The organism is Sulfuricurvum sp., assembly GCF_028712165.1.
Lineage (GTDB): Bacteria > Campylobacterota > Campylobacteria > Campylobacterales > Sulfurimonadaceae > Sulfuricurvum.
The window spans coordinates 23464-41955 of the sequence record NZ_JAQTQR010000009.1 but is presented as its reverse complement, the minus strand read 5'-3'; the positions used below and the strand labels follow the sequence as shown (position 1 = coordinate 41955).

The window sequence follows — 18492 nt, the reverse complement described above, 5'->3', positions numbered from 1 at the left end:
ATATGGGATAAAATTTGCAGAATAAAAATATTTTATTCGTTATTGATTCGATGGGAATAGGGGGGGCTGAGCAAATCACCCTCACGCTTGCCCGGAGATTTGTGGACAACGGATATGATGTGGATCTGATAGTATGTGACAATGTTGTCCTATTGGGAATTCCGAGTGAGATAAATCTTCATATCCTAGATTTTAAAAAATCGTTTATGGATTACACACGATATCGCAACAAACTCCATCGCAAGATAGATAATCTCATCAAAGAAAACGGCTATGAGTATGATTTGATACTGGTTGAATTGCAAAAAGCAACGAGATTGATGCGTGGATATAATCATCCGAACCTCTATCATTGTATCCATTCGACACTCTCCCAGACCGCATTTAAAAACCGAAAAGGGGTAAGACTTTTTTTTAAAAAACGTTCATTGCACAAGATTTACAACGGGCTGAATATTATCACAGTTTCTGATGGGATCAAAGATGATCTGCTGACGACCATAGGGGTTAAACCTCAATCCATACAAACGATCTATAACCCGATTGATCGTGAGCGTATAGCTCGTTTGGCGTTAGAACCAAATCCGGTTCAAGAGGACGACTATATCGTCCATGTCGGACGGTTTGACCCGGCAAAACGTCATGATATTTTACTAAAAGCATTTGCCTTCTCAGGCCTCGATACAAAGCTGGTACTGGTTGGAGACGGAAACCAGAGAGATAGGATCATCGCATGGATTGATGAGTTTGGAGTGAAAGAGAAGGTGATAATATGCGGATTTATCCAGAATCCGTTTCCAGTCATAAAAAATGCAAAGATGCTGGTAATGTCCTCTGAATATGAGGGCTTTGGTAATGTTATCGTAGAAGCGTTGATGCTTGGGACTCCTGTCGTCAGTACCGATTGCAAATCAGGACCGAATGAAATTATGACAGACTCACTTGTAGAGTACTTGGTTCCTATTAATAATGCAGAAAAACTCTCGGAAGCTCTACAGATGGTCTATTGTAACCCTTATGTTATCCCTAATACGTTGATGGATAGATTTTTGCCTGAAACCATTATGCGTACATATATGGAATTAATGGAGCCGTAACGTTTTTTATTTTAACAACGTGAGGTAATCCCTGATCACTCGCTCTGTGTTAAAGATATGTTCTATTATCTGTCGGTTAGCGGAAGCGGATGATATTTCTTCAGAAAGATGGGTGCCACTTTCCAATAAAGTATTTTTGACGGATTCGATATTTCGGTTGTCGCATAAATGACAATATAACCCAAGTTTTTGGAGCTCAGGGAATGAGGTATTGTTATAAGTGATACAGACCAAATTATTGGCAAGAGCTTCCAAAAAGGCGTTACTCAGACCTTCTCCGTGACTCGGAAAGAGAAAAATATCGGCTTTTGCATAATACTCGGAAACATTTTTTGTAAATCCGACAAGTATGATTTTTTCTTTGTAGGGTAGGGAATTATAGAGTTCCATAAACGGTTGTTCATAACGTGCATCAAATCCTCCTACAAGATAAAAAATAAAATCGATCCCTTTTTTTATGGAGGATTTCACACGCTTGGATCGCATCGGCTTGTCCTTTACCTTTTGCAATTCTGCCTACATGGATGAGAGTAAGGGTATCATGGGGTGCTTTTTCGATCTTTGAAAGTTCTAAAGAGGGATAGATCATGACCGATTTGGTCTGCTTCCCAAAAGGGATGATGTGTTCGACATTTTTTTGCAAATGTTTGCAGATAGAGATGTGAGTATTAACGTTGCTGTAAATTAGACGGTGAAACCAATCTTTTTTTGGGCGGGACTTGGTCGTACCGTGGCGGACGATGAGGTTGATATCAAGTCCAAGGAATGAGAAATAGAGTGATTTGAGTTCACTTGCACCGAAAAAAATTATATTTTTGATCCCTTTGTCCTGCACAATGCGCCGTACGCCTAAAACGATTGACAAACTCATAGAAGATCGAAAAGAAATGGTTTCGAGCTCAATATTGTTATACCCTGCATAGTCGTCTTTGGAATTTGCGATAAAGCAGTTCGTTTTGGCTATAAGTGTGATCGGAACGTGGGCACTTAGTTTTTTTGCTAACTTGATACTGTCGATTTCCATCCCTCCGGAATGGTGAGAGAGGCAAATAATAGCGGTCGGTTGTTTGGTTGACACAGTCTCTCCTGAACGTATTAAAAAAATATTTTTCTGAGTTTTCTGAACGTATAAATCATAGGGTGGGCAAATTTGTTTTCATTTTTTATTTGAGTCGATACGATGAATTTTTCATCATTATGGATAAAAAACAGGTCTAATTTTGAGAGGGAAAGATTCCTTTTGATCTCATTATAGATTTGTGCCGTTTCAGGGAATTCTCGATAATTGAGCGATAAATAATAGAATCGAAAGAGATAGTCGTAAAGGCGTTTTTTGAGGTATTTTCGAAATCCACTGTGTGATTCTTTTTGGAAGAGTGTGTTATAGCTTGCAATTACAGCAGCAAGACCATGAAAATGTTTGAGAGAAATTTTTTGTCTCATGATCGAGTTTGAACGTTGGCGGTAGGCGTATAGGAGCGTGTCAAGATGCATAACTCGCGAAGCATTGATATAAAGTCTTGGCAGAGATTCATCATCTTCATAGATAATCTCAGCATAAAGAAAATGAATGGAATCGAGATAGCTTCGTTTATACAGCTTGTTCCATACCATCACGATATTGTCACTCTGTATTAAAAATTCTTTTCCATCACTGATGATATTTGCTTTGCTTTTCGAGCGATATTCGCTTTCTATTTCACCGACCAAGGTAAAATCGAAACTCAAAATATCTAAATTTTGTTCGGACGCAGTAGTGTATAGAAGGAATAAAGCAGTCGGTTTAAGCAGGTAGTCGTCACTGTCAGAGATGAAAATGTACTCCCCCTTTGCTTGTTGCAAACCGGTGTTACGAGCACTGCCCACTCCGTTATTCTCTTTGTTGAAAAGGATGATTCTTGAATCTTTAGACGCGTAATGCTGGAGTATCTCTAAAGAAGTATCGGTACTGCCGTCATTGACACAGATAATTTCGATATCGTTTAGATCTTGTGAGAGTATAGAATCCAGACACTCTTCGAGATATGCTGCAACATTATAAACGGGGAGGATAACACTTACTTTTGGAGCCATTAAAAGCCTTTAACCGTTATGAAAAAGAACATTAGGGAAATATTCTTTTAAAGTAGACAAAAAAACTTCTTTGTTTTTGAAATAAGAACCTGCATATAGATGTACTTCTTTGCCCATCAGGCTGGATGCTATAGCAACATGCAATCGATCTGTCATTATAATGGAAAATTGTGCAAGCTCATCGAAAAAAGAATAAATCGGTGTGTTATGATCTCCTATAGCACTGATATCATGGTTTGATGGGGGTATTTCCACCTTGTTGGCACTCTCTTTATCTGTCCTGAAAAAATAGCCGGTTCCGTTTCCCTCAGGTGCTGAGATGTTCCCTAGATAGAATGCCATATCATGGCAAAACAAAGCTTCCGGGAGGTACTCTTTACTCTCAAACTTACCACGGCAAAAAAACGTTGCGTTGGAAATGGAGGGAGTTATTTCATAAGTAGAGGGCAAAACAATGACATGTCTAAAACGTTTGCTTATCTTTTTTACTAACTTTTCATGATTCCATAAATTGCACCATGCTCCGCCACCGCCAAATATTAATGTGGCATTGGATTGGAATAGGGTAGGCCACCATTCACGCTTTTTCATTTTGAATGATTTTAATTCTGTAAAATTCAAACCGATGTCACGAAAAAATTTTAGCGTCGCATAGCGTATCAGGGAGTCTCCGTAATTTCCGGGGTTGGCTATATAATAAACTGGTCCATCTTTGGATTTTTCTTTTATCACTTCTTCCAGTAATAAAAATTCTTTTTGCACTTAATACCTCAATTGTGTTTGAATGTATTCAATCGTTTGGGTTTGATAGTTTACTTTTCGAGAAAACTTTTCACCGTCATTTGCCGCGATCAGATTGACACACCCGAAATAAATAAAAGTCGCGAGGAGGTACACCAAAAACCGTTGGGTATTATTTTGACGGTAGTGATCGACAAAAACCAAAATCGGGAATAATGCAAATCCAAATGCGATAATCAGATGCCAGTGACTAAATACGATCGGTGAGAGCCCAGCACTGATAATAATGGCGATAAAGGCACCGACACTGTAAAGCAGTAGCCACTGCAGCGGTGAGGGAGGTACAGATCGTGAAAAAGCGATAGGCTTAATGCTTTTCCAGCTATAGCCGTTTGCTTTTAAGGCTATCCAAACGGTTATGACACCGATAATATCAACGATCGCTCTGTAGGAGAATACTGTCGCTTTTTGTATTTGTACAGAAGTCGAAATCCAATCGAACGTAGTGCCGAGAATCTCTTTGTTACTAAAGAAGAATGAAGCATATCGGAACCAGTAGAGGATAGCCTTTAAGATGGGATAAACGTGCACAAGTCCCCATCCGATATAGCGTGCTCCGTCTTTGTTTCCGGGATTTTGTCGGATTTCGGGGTGGGAGAGATAATCATGAAAATAGGGGATCAATGATGCTACGGTGACAATCAGGGCACTTAGAATCGCAAACCAGTTGACTTTGATAACACCTCGTAGGAAAAGATAGAAAGAAATCAGTGCGAGGATAATCCACGAATAATGCAGCTGCATCGCCATCGCTATCGAAAGAACATGGATAAAGGTATAGCCGAATGATTTATTTTCGCGCATGTGATATGCCGACCAAAAATGCAAAGCGCTAAAGACGAAAAGATACGAAGGATTATAGAGCATACTTTCATATAAAAACCATGGATTGAGCCAATACAGAAGTAAAAACACCAGACGGATCGTAGGGTTAAAAATATGTTTGATGACAGAGTCAAAGAGGAGAAAAGAGATCAAATGCAGTGTGATTAGAAATACCATAGGTGCCCATGGCGAATCCCATACCATGAGAGGGACGCCGATAACCAATGCTGAGAGGGTACCGGGGACATTTCCGACGACACTGGCAGCATTCCCATACCCCATCCATATACCGTTTTTGGCTCCGAGATAGCCTTTCTGGAGCATCTGAAAATGATCCCCCATCAGTATCTGATGATCTGCGTAAAGGAAGGAAAAAAATAAGCCAATTAGTAATCCGAGAGTAAAGAGAAACGTGAAGTTTTTTTCAAGGATATTAGGCTGCAAAAGTCTCCTTTAATGACGACGAAACGTCCAAAGTTTATGTATAACAAATGTTATCAATGGCAACAGTATAACAACGATGAGCGTCTTTATATAACTATTATACCCAACTAGCATATCAGAAAGAAACAATGAGACTAAAAGGGCTCCGAATTGAACTAGAAAATAGCGAAATGCTTTTGGGAGGGAGAGGGGATGGAGAAAAACATACCGTGATTGCACCGTATAGGAAAATAGATATGCAACGCAAAATCCGGCAGCATTGGCAAAAAAGAACGATTTGTTAACAGCATAGAGCCATAGAAAAGCGATGCTTAGATGGATCAGCGTTGAAGTTCCTCCTATCACTGCATAACGGATCAGTTTGCTGTGATAGAGTTTTGTAATCATCGCGTTAATATTCATTTTCGATAATGTATGCCGGTCTGCGTTTGGACTCCATATAAATACGCCCGATGTATTCTCCCAAAATTCCGATACCCATGAGCTGGATACCGCCGATAAATAAGATAATGGTGATAAGAGAGGCATATCCCGGGCTGTCGATTCCGTAAATTAGGGTTTTGACGATGATGACACTGCCATAGATAAATGCCAAAAAGGCGATAATCATTCCCATATAGAGCCAAATTCTCAAAGGAACGGTACTAAAACTGGTGATACCGTCCAGTGCAAAATTCCATAGCTTCCAACCATTAAAACTGGTGTTGCCGGCTTTGCGCGGCGGACGTACGTATTCGACAACCGCTGTTTTAAATCCGACCCATGCGAATAGCCCTTTCATAAAACGTTGGTTCTCGGGGAGTTTTTGAAGCTCTTTGACTACTTTTCGACTCATCAGCCGATAGTCGCCGACATTATCTGGGATGCTAACGTGTGAGATCTTATTGTGCAGTTTATAGAAATATGACGCACTCAGTTTTTTAGCCAAAGAATCAGACGTCCGATCAACCCTTCTTGCCACCACGACATCGTAGCCGTTTTCATATTCTCGGATAAAATCTTTGATCAATTCGGGAGGGTCTTGGAGATCGACATCGATGGGAATGACAACTTCACCTTGGCACACATCGACTCCGGCGGTCATCGCCGCTTCTTTACCGAAATTTCGGGAGAGATTGATTATACGGATATTGGGATAATCCCTTTTTGCATCCAGGAGAACATTAAAGGTATTGTCCCGACTGCCGTCATTGATAAAGATAATCTCATACGGTTTTTTGAACGACTCTAAAATAGGGGTAACAGAGGAGAGAAAATAACCGATAACCTCTTGTTCATTATAGCAAGGGCAGATAAGTGAAATAAAAGGTATGTTTATTGGATTCATGTATATTTTCCAAAATACCATTGGATAGTTTTAATGATACCCGAATCGAAATTCTCATCTGCTTTCCATCCCAGTTCTGTCTCGATTTTGGTCGCATCAATGGCATAACGTCGATCATGTCCGGCACGATCTTGGACGTAGGTGATCTGCTGTTTATAGCTTTCACCATCTGTTCTAGGTTTTAGAGTATCCAGCAATATACAGATTCGTTCGGCGATTTGATTGTTATTATGCTCATTCCGTCCTCCGATATTATAGACCTCTCCGTTTCTTCCAGTGTGAAAGACCAGATCGATTCCTTTACAATGGTCCAGGACATAAAGCCAATCACGGATATTTTTACCGTCACCATAGATAGGGATATTTTCTCCGGAAAGAGCTTTACGAATAATAGTCGGGATTAGTTTTTCATCATGCTGTTTTGGACCATAATTATTGGAGCAGTTAGTAATGACCGTATTCATTCCATATGTATGGTGATAGCTACGAACGATCATATCGCTTCCCGCTTTGCTCGCACTGTAAGGTGAATTGGGTGCATAGGGAGTCTCTTCGTTAAAATAGCCCGTTTCTCCGAGCGTTCCATATACTTCATCGGTACTAATATGATGAAAACGGCATCCTTCATACCCATGTTTGTAAATGAATGGTTTTTCCATCCAAAATCTGTAAGCGACATCGATTAAGGTAAAGGTGCCATTGACATTTGTTTGGATAAATACACCGGGATTTTTGATCGAGTTATCAACATGACTTTCTGCGGCGAAGTGAATTACACCACGAATGTCATACTGTGTGAAAAGAGATTCAACCAAAGTTCGATCACATATATCCCCTTGAACAAAGATATGGCGCTCATTGCCTTCGATTTCTGAAAGATTAGTTATATCTCCGGCATAGGTAAGCAGGTCAAGATTGATAAGTTGGATTTCAGGATATTTCCGAAGAAAATAAGGAACAAAATTACTCCCGATAAATCCGGCACATCCTGTAACTAAGATAGTATTCATTCATTGACCAATGCTTTTAAGTATTCACCGTACCCATTTTTACTAAGCGGTTTTGCTATTTCAAGTACCTCTTCTTTGGTAATCCACTTTTGATTATAGGCAATTTCTTCCAAGCATGCAATTTTATATCCTTGACGATGTTCAATCGTTTGGACAAATTGACCTGCATCAAGTAGAGAATCATGAGTTCCTGTATCAAGCCATGCAAATCCACGACCTAAAAGTTCAACCCTAAGCTCTCCTTTCTTGAGGTATTCTTCATTGATAGATGTAATTTCCAATTCTCCACGATTTGATGGCTTAACATTCTTAGCAATTTCAATAACTTGATTATCATAAAAATAAAGCCCTGTAACGGCAAAATTTGATTTGGGTTTAGAAGGTTTTTCCTCAATTGATATTGCTTTACGGTTTTCATCAAATTCTACAACGCCGAATCTTGAAGGATCTTTGACTTGATAGCCGAAAATTACTGCTCCGTTTGTTAGATTGGCACATTCTCTTAGTAAAGGAGAAAAGCCTTGTCCGTAGAAAATATTGTCACCGAGAATCAGACATACAGTGTCATTACCGATAAAGTTTTCACCAAGTATAAATGCTTGGGCCAATCCGTCGGGAGAAGGTTGAATTTTATAGCTTAGTTTTAATCCCCATAAACTACCATCTCCAAGCATCTCTTCAAACTTACCGATGTCTTGGGGTGTAGAAATAATTAATATTTCTTGTATTCCAGCCAGCATCAGAACAGATAGAGGATAGAAAATCATGGGTTTGTCATAGATTGGTAAAAGCTGTTTACTAATTGACTTAGTGATCGGATAAAGTCGAGTTCCTGAACCACCCGCTAAAATAATCCCTTTCATACTGCCTCCGCTAAACTCATATTTAAAGTAATTATAGTCAAAGAAGATTGTAGATCGGTTTAATCAACTTTAACGGTTCTTTCGCAATAATAACAACATGAAATTATTAATGATAGATCGAAGCGGCTTTCAGCTTCAAACCCGGAAAATGTTGTTAGAAGAAGCGATAAAGGGAACAGTTGATACTGCTTCTACACTGGGTGAAGTTTTTATCACCTATCAAAAAGGGAAATATGATGTTGTCATTATTGATCACAATATCGAAAACGGCCAACAATGTATCGATCATATTCTTCAGATAAGTCCTGATCAGTCTATTTTGGTCGTTAGCGATGCTATCCAATGTGTTATACCGAGATGTGAAGATTGTGTGAATAATCATCATATTCGTCGTTTATTTAATCCGACACCGATAAAAAATATCGTCCGAATGGTAGAAGGGTTCAGGGGTTATGAATGTGATCATTATGATGCGGAGACAAATCGAATATAAGGGCAAAAAGGATTTTTATGGGTTTTGAATCGGATAAGTCAATCGTGTTTCTCATAGCAAAGGTGAGAAACGTACTCAAAAAAGAGTTTGAAAACGTACTCAAACCATATGACCTTTCTTATGCCCATCGCGTGATTTTAATCCGATTAAGCGAAAAAGATGACTGTACACAGAAAGAGTTAGCCCAAGACACCTATTTTGAACAATCCAACCTTACTCTGATGCTGGATAAACTGGAGGCAAAAGGGCTTGTAAAACGTGTACCGAAAGAGAACGATAGACGAGCCTATATTATTAAAATAACTCCGGAAGGAGAGAAGCTTAGAAATGTTCTGATTCAAATGGGTGAGAATGTTATGGATAAAGCGTTAAATGGGGTTAATAAAAAGCAAAAAGAAGAATTGGCCAATTTACTGGAATTGATGTATCAGAATTTAAAAAGTTAAAAACAGTAAAAGAATAAAAAAAGTAGTGCATAAAATCCCAAGAAGATAGGGGTTTTTGCTAAAAAAAGTGGCTCCGAATGCTGGATTCGAACCAGCGACCAAGTGATTAACAGTCACCTACTCTACCGCTGAGCTAATCCGGAACAGAAAAATAGAAGTATCATAAAATGGCTCCGAATGCTGGATTCGAACCAGCGACCAAGTGATTAACAGTCACCTACTCTACCGCTGAGCTAATCCGGAATGTTTATGAGGGCGTAATTATACGTTATGAAGGCTAAATTGTCAATAAAAACGGGGTTATTTAGAGCGTTTTCGGTTTATATTTTCACTTGGAGTGAAAAAGATTACGTTTGAACGTTCGATTTGGAGAATTTTCCCCTGATTCAGGAGAATTTGGAAGCGTTCTTTAGATTCAGAATCAAAGAGGGCATCGATATCATCACGGGTGAGCGGACGCTTATCGAGTGTTGATAGGATATCGCTATCGCTGTAACTGCTCGGAGTTGCTTGTGCATGGGTACGTGAAACGATATGAATCGGAAGTGTCGGATCAAAATGGTGCGAGAGAGCATACAGCTCCTCAAAACGCAATCCTTGAACTGCATATGCCGGAGGACGATCGATCGTGCCGATATCGATACGTTCACAGTGAATCCCGAGTAAAGCACTATTAAGCGCTTCTATTTCACTGAGGGAATCATTGATCCCTTTGACGAACAATATTTCCAAAAAAAGCTTTCCTTTAAATACATGAGAAAATCGTGTGATACTTGCGATGATCTCACCAATCTCGATCCCTTCAGCCGGACGGTCGATTTTTTTGAATGTTTCGGGAGTTGCCGCATCGAGCGAAAGTTTAACTTGATCCAGATTTAAAAGAGAATTGAAAACTTTCTCATCGTTCAGGCAGGCACTGTTAGAGAGAATCAGGGTTTGAATGTTCCCTTTGATCGTGTCGATTTGTTCGATCAGTGTATTTAAATAGGGATACATGGTCGGCTCGCCGTTTGCAGTGATCGTTATGACATCAATAGAGGGGTGTTTGGCCAGAGCTTCTTTTAAATCCGCAATAACGGCTTCTACGGGAGTGATGGTATGCTGATGTATCATTGCGGGTGCAGGGGCAAGTTCGCAGTAGAGACAGTCAAAATTGCATTGTTTAACCCTAGACGAGAGATCGATCCCGAGCGAAACGCCGAAACGGCGTGAATGCACAGGTCCGAATATGGTAGACATAATCAGGCTTTTTTGCTCACACGTTGGCATTCAGAGACAAAATGCTGAGCATTTTCAACAGGTACATCCGGGAGAATTCCGTGACCGAGATTGAATATATGACGTTTGCCGCCCATGATCTCTTGGATTGCTTCGACGCACGCGGTTGTTTGTTCTTTTGAGTACAAACGGCATGGCTCCATATTTCCTTGGAGAACGTAACGATCCCCGAGTTTTTCTTTGGCTAACGCCATAGGGGTACTCCAGTCGACTCCGAACACATCGAAGTTTCCGTACACTTTGTCCAAAAATGCCGGGATCCCTTTCGGGAACATAATAACCGGAACATGCGGATATTTTTCTTTTAAATACTCCGCGATTTCCACCATGTAGCTCCATGAGAACTCATCGTATTTACTCGGTTCGATTGCAGCAGCCCAGCTGTCGAAGATTTGTACGACATCGATACCTGACTGAATCTGTTTTTCCATGTAAAGTTTAACCACTTCGGTCACTTTACGGAGGATTTTATGGAGAAGTTCAGGGTTTGAATACATCATTTTTTTACAAATGTTGTACGTCTTTGTCCCTTGCCCCTCGATCATGTAGGTTACCAGTGTCCATGGTGCACCGGTAAATCCGATAAGAGCTTTGTTGTCATCACGTGCATCGAGCTGCGCTCTTAAAATTTTGATGGTGTCGTAGACATAGGTGAGTTTAGATGCCGCTTCATCTCCACCGATAAGTGCATCTAAATCTTCTTCCGTTGCAACAGGGTTTTCAAAAACAGGACCTTCCCCTTTGATGAAATCGAGTTTCATCCCCATTTCGTTCGGAACGACCAGAATATCGCTGAACAAAATCGCCGCATCCACTCCGACTATATCTACAGGTTGGATGGTTACTTCCGCTGCCATATCAGGTGCATGACAAAGGTTTAAAAAGTTTCCGGCACGTTTGCGAACTTCCATGTATTCCGGAAGATAACGTCCTGCTTGACGCATCATCCATACAGGGGTATAAGGTGTCTCTTTCCCGAAACACGCATCTACGAAAATCTTACTCATGATGACCTACTTTGCTAAGAAAATAAAGACCGACGGCAACGGCCGTGATCGAGAGTGCAAGATAAAATAGTTCTAACGCACCAGTAAATACGGTATGTCCTACTTTTTGGAAAAAACCGACGACAAGAACCATCACGATGACTTTTGAAATCTTGTCTTTGAGTTGATCCAGAGAGTGAACCGCCAAAAGTTGATTTTCTTTCCCATCTTCGTCTTTTGCCGGATCAATATCAGAGATAAAGAGTTCATACAGACCGAAAGAGAAGATGATCATAACGACACCGATGAGATATAAATCAACCGCACCGATAATACCGCCGACAATTTCTTCGTGAAAGTGTTCCGGATGCGCATGGGTTGCATAGGTATTGATAACGTATCCGGCAGTTTGGAAGATATCAATACTGGCAATCGCAAAGAGTAAAACTGCCCCGACAAGACCGAAAATTACCGCTAAGACGATGATGAAACGTGAGTTCCAAAGTCCGTGTTCAAATATTTTTTCGATCAAATTCATGATTATTCTCCTTGCATTTCTACCCATTTTTGGGCGATTCGAACGGCATTTGTGGCAGCTCCGACACGTAGATTATCGGCTACAACCCACATGTGCAGTACATTTTCTCGATAGATATCATTGCGGATACGTCCTACGAATGTCTCATTTTGATCCATACACAGTGACGGCATTGGATAAATACTCTCTTCCGGAGTGTCCATAATAATGATATTTGGAGCTTTTCGTAAAAGCTCTCGTGCTTCATTAGCATCAACCGCACCGTCAAACGTAAGAGTCAGTGTTTCGGCATGACCGCGCAATGTCGGGATACGGACACAGGTTGCACTCACTTCGATCTCTTTGTGCATGATTTTTTGGGTCTCATTCACCATTTTGAGCTCTTCTTTGGTATAGCCGTTATCGGTGAATGAATCGATTTGCGGAATAGCATTTAAGGCGATTCGGTGAGGGAATTTTTTAGGTTCCACACTATCGAGTTTAAATGCAAAAAAGGCCTGCATTTGTTCAACTAACTCTTCCATAGCTGTTTTACCTGCACCTGAGGTAGCTTGGTAGGTGCTGACATCGATACGTTGCAGATCGTATGCATCATCGAGAGGTTTGAGTGCTTGAACCATTTGGATGGTAGAACAGTTCGGGTTTGCAATGATTCCGCGGTTGCGCCATTGTGCGATGTCTTCAGGATTGACTTCAGGAACGACAAGAGGGACGTCCTCATACATACGGAAATGACTGGTATTATCGATGACGACTGCACCTGCCGCAGCGGCATAAGGGGCAAATTCTGCCGATACACTGCCGCCGGCACTGAAAAGAGCGATTTCAATGGCTTCTTCATCAAATACGGTTGGTGTCAACTCTTTAATTACGAGTTCTTTATCATTGAATGTAACGGTACTTCCTGCACTGCGTGCACTGGCCAAAGGGACAAGTTTGGCAAGAGGAAAATCGATCTCTTCGAAAATGCGTAAAATTTCTTCTCCGACAGCACCGGTGGCACCGACGATAGCAACGTTATAACGTTTCATAGGAAGCTTTCCTTGGGGATGAATAGAAGTCACCCGTAAATATTTTTACGCGATTATATCGAATGAAGGCTTGTAGGGGATTGAAATTATTCTGGCTCTGAAGAGAGGCAAGCTTTATATCCTCCCCAATCCCCGTGCTTCTAAAAAAAGGTCTTCGGTATCGATTATAGCTCCGTCGCTCAAAATAGCAGAACGTTCGACAACTGAGATAAGTTCACGGATATTTCCGGGCCAGTTGTATTGTTCCAATGCATTACGGGCACTGAGTGTAAATGATTTGGTCTCAAACCCGTATTGGGCACAGTTTTGGATGAGTACCGATTCGGCGATGGAGAGTATCTCTTCGCGCCGTTCGCGTAGCGGAGGAATATGCAAGGGGATAGTGTTTAGACGGTAATAGAGATCTTCGCGAAATTTCCCTTCGGTAATTTTGGTATGAAGATCGGCATTGGTTGCCGTGATAATTCGGACATCGATTTTGGTGTTTTTGGAAGCACCCAAACGGCGAATTTCGCGCTCTTGCAAAACGCGTAACAGTTTAGCTTGGAGAGGGTAGGGCATTTCGGCGATTTCATCGAGAAAAAGGGTTCCGCCTTCGGCCAGTTCGAATTGTCCTGCTTTGCTTTCGCATGCGTCGGTAAAGGAACCTTTTTCAAAACCGAACAGTTCACTCTCTATTAGATTGTCCGGGATTGCTGCCATATTGATCGCGACAAAAGGTTTGGAAGCACGGGATGAACTTTCATGAATGTGACGGGCAAAGAGTTCTTTTCCGACACCGCTCTCTCCGAGCAGCATAATGCTGGCATCGGTGGTTGCGGCTTTGGCAATACGGCTGAGAAGTTTGTCTAATGCAGGAGAACTGCCTAAAAAGGTGCTATTGGTTGGAGTAGGCAGTGATGAATCTTTGGGTGTTTTTTTACTCACAGTCATACTGCGTTCAATCGCTGTAATCAGGGTTTCAATTTCGAAAGGCTTGAGGAGAAAATCTTTAACACCCAGTTGGATAGATTCGATAGCGCGGGTGAGGGTTGCATTGCCTGTGATAATAATTACCTCGTATTTGCCTCCGAGTGTTTTAACGAACTCAATCCCATCCATACCAGGCATATTGATATCGCTGATGATCAGATCGAAAGAATCGTCTAGTTTTTTAAGGGCATCTCGAGGGCTTTTAAAGGTATGAACATCGTATTTAGCATAATCGCCCATCGCGATCTCCAGTGATTTACGCATATTGATATCATCTTCGACAATGGCTATTTTCATTCGCCCCCCTTATTTGAGTAGGGTGATTGTAACCAAGTCTCCATTAAACTCGACTGCATAACATTGTGTCGGAAGGGTGAGGGTTTGAATGCTTTTAAGTTGGGTAGAGGTGAGGGTTTCATCGCTTTTGAGACGAAAATCCTGTGAAGCGGCATACTCTAAAAAGAGGGTTCGATCACGGTTTAGAACCATTTCAAGAGATTCATCGTCATGGCGTTGAAGCGATAATGCAGATCCGTGATTTTTAGGACAGGGCTGCATTGCTTTGGAGAGGGAAAAAGTCTCTTCAATAGGCTGAGCATTTTTAGTGGTGAGCCGATATCCTATATAATAGTTTTCGGCTCCGTAAGAGAGGATCGAGATTAGTGTAAGACTCGTGAATACGAAAGGGCGATTTCCATTTCGACTTCGCACAGGCCCTCTTTGAATGTGGTATTGAGAATATTGGCTCCGCGAACGATCGCTTCGACCGATGTTTTGGTACTGGATTGTTGCAGCATCATATTTTTGATGGTGTCTTGGCCTTCGACCTGTACCCCTTTGACCCGTTCTGCGATGAGACGGTATCCATCCACCATTGCGGCACGTTTAGCGAGTGCATACGCTTGGGCAGGAGAGGATGTGACGGATGGGGCAACGCCTTGACCTGTGACGGTGATAACAAGCTCATTTTGCGATCGTAAAATCGGTTCAACACAATTGCCATCGGTGCCGCTGTAGACACATTTGACTTTTTGTTCAGAGGATTCATCACTCGAAAAAATACCCGCTTGCAGTGCAGTTACACTGAGCAAAAGGGCGAGAGCAGCAGATAGTCTCATTCTGGTTCCTTGAAGGGGTTTGGAATAGTTGCTAATGAATAGCAAATACTATTCCAACTCTAGGGTTCCCTCTGCCGATCCTTCGGATTCTTCTTCCTCTTCATCTTTTTTCGGACAACGTGAGATACTCGCGACATCATCACCTTTGATAATGTACACACCGCTGGTATTACGTCCCGATTTGGCAATCGTTTGCATATCGACACGAATCATTTTGCCTGCTTTGGTGAGGGCCATCATATCCATACTCTCATCAACCATCAGACACCCAACAACCGTAGTTCCGGTTTTTTGGTTGAGTTTCATAGCGATAACACCTGAACCGGCACGGTTTGTGAGACGGTACTCTTCCGCAGTGGTTCGTTTTCCGATTCCTTTTTCACTGACCATGAGAATCTCTTCTTCATCGCTTTTAATGATATTGGCATCGACAACGACGTCACCGTCTATTTTAAACTTGATACCGCGAACACCGCGGGTACTGCGTCCCTGATCACGGGTTTTTTCGATTTCGAATTTAATACATTGTGCGTATTTAGTCACGATAAAGAGATATTTGGTCTCTTCATTTGCAATGTGCGCCGTGATCAGTGCATCATCATCATCCAGAACGATAGCTCGGACACCGTTGCTTCGTACATTAGAGAATTCACTCAATGCAGTACGTTTGACGATACCGTTTTGAGTAAAGAAGACGAGAGATTTACTCTCATCAAAATCGGTTGTAGGAATGATTGAACGAATTTTTTCATCCGCTTCAAGGTTGATAAGGTTAACAACCGCTTTCCCTTTGGCTGTACGTGACCCTTCCGGTATTTTATACACTTTGAGCCAGTGAAGTTGTCCGCGATCGGTGACAAACATCAAGGTATCATGGGTGTTACAGGTATAGAATTTTTCGATAAAGTCATCATCGTAGGTGGTAACGGCAATTTTACCTTTACCACCACGGATTTGTTTCTCGTATGCAACGAGAGGAACACGTTTGATGTATCCGCGGTGGCTGATTGTAACAACCATAGGCTCGTTCGGAATCAAATCTTCGATGTTGATATCATCGTAGTTGTCTTCGATATCGGTAACACGAGGGATATTATATTGCTCGACAAGCTCAACAAACTCCCCTTTGATAATATCTTTGAGAACCTCTTCGCTGCGTAGAATACTTTCAAGGTATTCGATGTGTGCCAAAATCTCTTTGAGTTCATTTTCGATTTTATCACGTTCCAAGCCTGTAAGGCGTTGGAGACGCATATCCAAAATCGCTTGAGCTTGGATCGGTGAAAATCCAAACTCTGAGATCAAGCCATTTTTAGCCGCTTCACCGTCATTGCTTGCACGGATCAGTTTGATGATCGCTTCGATATGATCGAGGGCTTTTTTCAAACCTTCCAAGATATGTGCACGGGCTTTTGCTTTTTCGAGATCGAAAATAGTACGACGGATAATAACTGTTTTACGGTGATTAATAAAGTGCCCCAACATCTCCAATAGGGTGAAGACACGCGGCTCTTGGTTGAAGACCGAGAGCATGATGATCCCGAACGTTGTCTCCATATTGGTCGATTTATAAAGGTTGTTAAGGACGATTTCACTCATCGCATCACGTTTAAGCTCGATAACGACACGGATACCTTCACGGTCGGATTCGTCACGGATCTCAGAGATACCTTCGATGAATTTGTCTTTAACCAAATCGGCGATGGTTTCGATCAAGCGTGCTTTGTTGACTTGATACGGAAGTTCATCGATAACGATAACGTCTTTATTCGATTTTTTCTCGATATGGGTTTTGGCACGGATACGGATGCGTCCGCGACCGGTTTCATATGCGTCTAAAATCCCTTTTTTACCGTAAATGGTTCCTCCCGTAGGAAAATCGGGAGCTTTGATAAATTGCATAATCTCGATAAGCGATGCATTGGGATTATCCATAAGATGAACCAGTGCACTTAAAACTTCATTTGGATTATGTGGAGGGATATTCGTTGCCATACCGACGGCAATACCGGATGAACCATTAATGATAAGGTTCGGTACACGTGTCGGAAGGACTTCAGGCTCGAAGGTTGTGCCGTCGTAGTTTTCAATCATATCAACGGTATCTTTTTCAAGATCTTTGAGAAGTTCTCCCGCATAACGTGTCATTCTCGCTTCGGTGTAACGCATAGCCGCAGCGCTGTCTCCATCGACTGAACCGAAGTTCCCTTGTCCGTCTACCAGTGGTGCACGCATTGCGAATGGTTGCGCCATACGAACCAGTGCATCGTAAACGGAAGTGTCACCGTGCGGGTGATACTGTCCGATGACATCCCCGACGATACGGGCTGATTTTTTATATTTAGCACCTGCGGAAAGGCTAAGTTTGTCCATGGCATATAAAATACGTCTATGTACCGGCTTAAGACCGTCTCGGACGTCTGGAAGGGCACGCCCGATGATAACACTCATCGAGTAATCAAGATAACTGCTCTTGAGTGTGTCTTCTATATTAATGTCATTTATTTCGCTGTTGTCTAGCAGATCGTTCATGCGGTCCCCAAAAGTGAAGATAATATGGCTGATTATAACCGAATGAGCCTTAAAATCTAAAAAGCGCTTTGATTTGCTAAATTAGTTAAATAAGGTTACAATTATCATAGACTATTCGATGGAGCATATACTATAATGAAAAAAATTGAAGCGGTTATCAAACCTTTTAAACTCGAAGAAGTAAAAGACGCATTGGCGGAGATCGGGATTACCGGAATGACGGTAAGTGAAGTAAAAGGATACGGTCGACAAAAAGGGCACAGTGAATTGTATCGCGGTGCCGAGTATGTTGTTGACTTTCTTCCGAAGATCAAAATGGAAATGGTAGTGGATGATGCGATGGTGGATCAAGTTGTCAATGCAGTGGTTGAAGCGGCACGTACCGGCAAAATCGGTGACGGTAAAATCTTTATCAGCGATATCAACAAAATCATCCGTATCCGTACGGGTGAAACAGATAGCGACGCGATTTAATCTGCAAATCAATCTTCTTGCAATGAGATCGTGTTCATTGCAAGATCTAAATTATCACTCATTCGTTTAATAAAGACTTATTCTCTTTCCTTATAGATAAAAAATCATATGTTTTTTAATTCATCTCTAAAACTGATTAAAATTTAATCAATAATTTGCGCTATTGCTTTTAAATTACTCTGTA

At 41.5% G+C, this 18492-nt stretch carries 21 protein-coding genes and 2 tRNA genes; 4 read left to right on the top strand and 19 right to left on the bottom strand.

The genetic code is table 11. The annotated features are described in order from the left end of the window. The first annotated feature begins 14 nt into the window (after positions 1-14). A complete protein-coding gene (locus PHP90_RS02705; protein WP_299924850.1) occupies positions 15-1097 on the top strand; it encodes a glycosyltransferase in 1083 nt (360 codons plus the stop codon). A 6-nt stretch (positions 1098-1103) separates the two neighbouring features. Here PHP90_RS02705 and PHP90_RS02700 read toward each other — a convergent pair whose 3' ends face one another. From PHP90_RS02700 to rfbA, 9 genes are all read right to left on the bottom strand, one after another. After that, a complete protein-coding gene (locus PHP90_RS02700) occupies positions 1104-1583 on the bottom strand; it encodes a glycosyltransferase (protein ID WP_299924847.1) in 480 nt (159 codons plus the stop codon). Further along, the gene (locus PHP90_RS02695; RefSeq protein ID WP_299924845.1) at positions 1510-2175 is read right to left on the bottom strand and encodes a hypothetical protein; all 666 of its coding nucleotides are present in this window, start codon (positions 2173-2175) and stop codon (positions 1510-1512) included. Before PHP90_RS02695 ends, PHP90_RS02700 begins: the two co-directional genes overlap by 74 nt. A gap of 17 nt (positions 2176-2192) precedes the next feature. Continuing rightward, positions 2193-3170, bottom strand: coding sequence for a glycosyltransferase (locus PHP90_RS02690; RefSeq protein WP_299924842.1), 978 nt, complete (start codon positions 3168-3170; stop codon positions 2193-2195). A 9-nt stretch (positions 3171-3179) separates the two neighbouring features. Then, positions 3180-3932 (bottom strand): polysaccharide pyruvyl transferase family protein, encoded by a 753-nt coding sequence (locus tag PHP90_RS02685; protein ID WP_299924839.1) that lies wholly within the window; start codon positions 3930-3932, stop codon positions 3180-3182. Continuing rightward, positions 3933-5138: a 3-deoxy-D-manno-octulosonic acid transferase gene (locus PHP90_RS02680; protein WP_299924836.1), complete on the bottom strand. Its 1206-nt coding sequence runs from the start codon at positions 5136-5138 to the stop codon at positions 3933-3935. Between the two features lie 111 nt (positions 5139-5249). Further along, on the bottom strand, positions 5250-5642 hold the full coding sequence (locus tag PHP90_RS02675; RefSeq protein ID WP_299924833.1) for a GtrA family protein: 393 nt from the start codon (positions 5640-5642) through the stop codon (positions 5250-5252). Further along, positions 5632-6567 (bottom strand): glycosyltransferase family 2 protein, encoded by a 936-nt coding sequence (locus PHP90_RS02670; protein ID WP_299924830.1) that lies wholly within the window; start codon positions 6565-6567, stop codon positions 5632-5634. Before PHP90_RS02670 ends, PHP90_RS02675 begins: the two co-directional genes overlap by 11 nt. Continuing rightward, complete coding sequence (gene rfbB, locus PHP90_RS02665) at positions 6564-7577, bottom strand: dTDP-glucose 4,6-dehydratase (RefSeq protein WP_299924827.1); 1014 nt, start codon at positions 7575-7577, stop codon at positions 6564-6566. Before rfbB ends, PHP90_RS02670 begins: the two co-directional genes overlap by 4 nt. Beyond that, a complete protein-coding gene (gene rfbA, locus PHP90_RS02660) occupies positions 7574-8440 on the bottom strand; it encodes a glucose-1-phosphate thymidylyltransferase RfbA (RefSeq protein WP_299924824.1) in 867 nt (288 codons plus the stop codon). The genes rfbB and rfbA overlap by 4 nt, the downstream gene beginning before the upstream one ends. Before the next feature lie 97 nt (positions 8441-8537). Here rfbA and PHP90_RS02655 point away from each other — a divergent pair, with 97 nt between their 5' ends. Next, entirely contained in the window at positions 8538-8933 is a 396-nt protein-coding gene (locus PHP90_RS02655) for a hypothetical protein (protein ID WP_299924821.1), read from the top strand. 17 nt (positions 8934-8950) lie between these two features. After that, a complete protein-coding gene (locus PHP90_RS02650) occupies positions 8951-9379 on the top strand; it encodes a MarR family transcriptional regulator (RefSeq protein ID WP_299924818.1) in 429 nt (142 codons plus the stop codon). Between the two features lie 68 nt (positions 9380-9447). Here PHP90_RS02650 and PHP90_RS02645 read toward each other — a convergent pair. From PHP90_RS02645 to gyrA, 10 genes are all read right to left on the bottom strand, one after another. Continuing rightward, positions 9448-9522, bottom strand: a tRNA-Asn gene (locus PHP90_RS02645). 25 nt (positions 9523-9547) lie between these two features. Continuing rightward, positions 9548-9622 (bottom strand) — tRNA-Asn (locus PHP90_RS02640). A 57-nt stretch (positions 9623-9679) separates the two neighbouring features. After that, positions 9680-10618, bottom strand: a complete 939-nt coding sequence (locus PHP90_RS02635; protein WP_299924815.1) for a radical SAM protein — start codon at positions 10616-10618, stop codon at positions 9680-9682. Between the two features lie 2 nt (positions 10619-10620). After that, the gene (gene hemE, locus PHP90_RS02630; RefSeq protein WP_299924812.1) at positions 10621-11664 is read right to left on the bottom strand and encodes a uroporphyrinogen decarboxylase; all 1044 of its coding nucleotides are present in this window, start codon (positions 11662-11664) and stop codon (positions 10621-10623) included. Further along, a complete protein-coding gene (locus PHP90_RS02625) occupies positions 11657-12181 on the bottom strand; it encodes a YqhA family protein (protein ID WP_299924809.1) in 525 nt (174 codons plus the stop codon). The genes hemE and PHP90_RS02625 overlap by 8 nt, the downstream gene beginning before the upstream one ends. 2 nt (positions 12182-12183) lie before the next feature. Further along, positions 12184-13212, bottom strand: a complete 1029-nt coding sequence (locus PHP90_RS02620) for an aspartate-semialdehyde dehydrogenase (protein WP_299924806.1) — start codon at positions 13210-13212, stop codon at positions 12184-12186. Between the two features lie 114 nt (positions 13213-13326). After that, positions 13327-14481, bottom strand: coding sequence for a sigma-54 dependent transcriptional regulator (locus PHP90_RS02615; protein WP_299924803.1), 1155 nt, complete (start codon positions 14479-14481; stop codon positions 13327-13329). 9 nt (positions 14482-14490) lie between these two features. Beyond that, positions 14491-14895, bottom strand: coding sequence for a hypothetical protein (locus PHP90_RS02610; RefSeq protein ID WP_299924800.1), 405 nt, complete (start codon positions 14893-14895; stop codon positions 14491-14493). Next, a complete protein-coding gene (locus PHP90_RS02605; RefSeq protein ID WP_299924797.1) occupies positions 14844-15302 on the bottom strand; it encodes an LPP20 family lipoprotein in 459 nt (152 codons plus the stop codon). Before PHP90_RS02605 ends, PHP90_RS02610 begins: the two co-directional genes overlap by 52 nt. Before the next feature lie 48 nt (positions 15303-15350). After that, positions 15351-17834: a DNA gyrase subunit A gene (gene gyrA, locus PHP90_RS02600; protein WP_299924794.1), complete on the bottom strand. Its 2484-nt coding sequence runs from the start codon at positions 17832-17834 to the stop codon at positions 15351-15353. Positions 17835-17969: 135 nt separating this feature from the next. On the opposite strand from gyrA, the gene PHP90_RS02595 reads away from it, so the two are divergent. After that, the gene (locus tag PHP90_RS02595; RefSeq protein WP_299924792.1) at positions 17970-18308 is read left to right on the top strand and encodes a P-II family nitrogen regulator; all 339 of its coding nucleotides are present in this window, start codon (positions 17970-17972) and stop codon (positions 18306-18308) included. Positions 18309-18492: the final 184 nt, after the last annotated feature.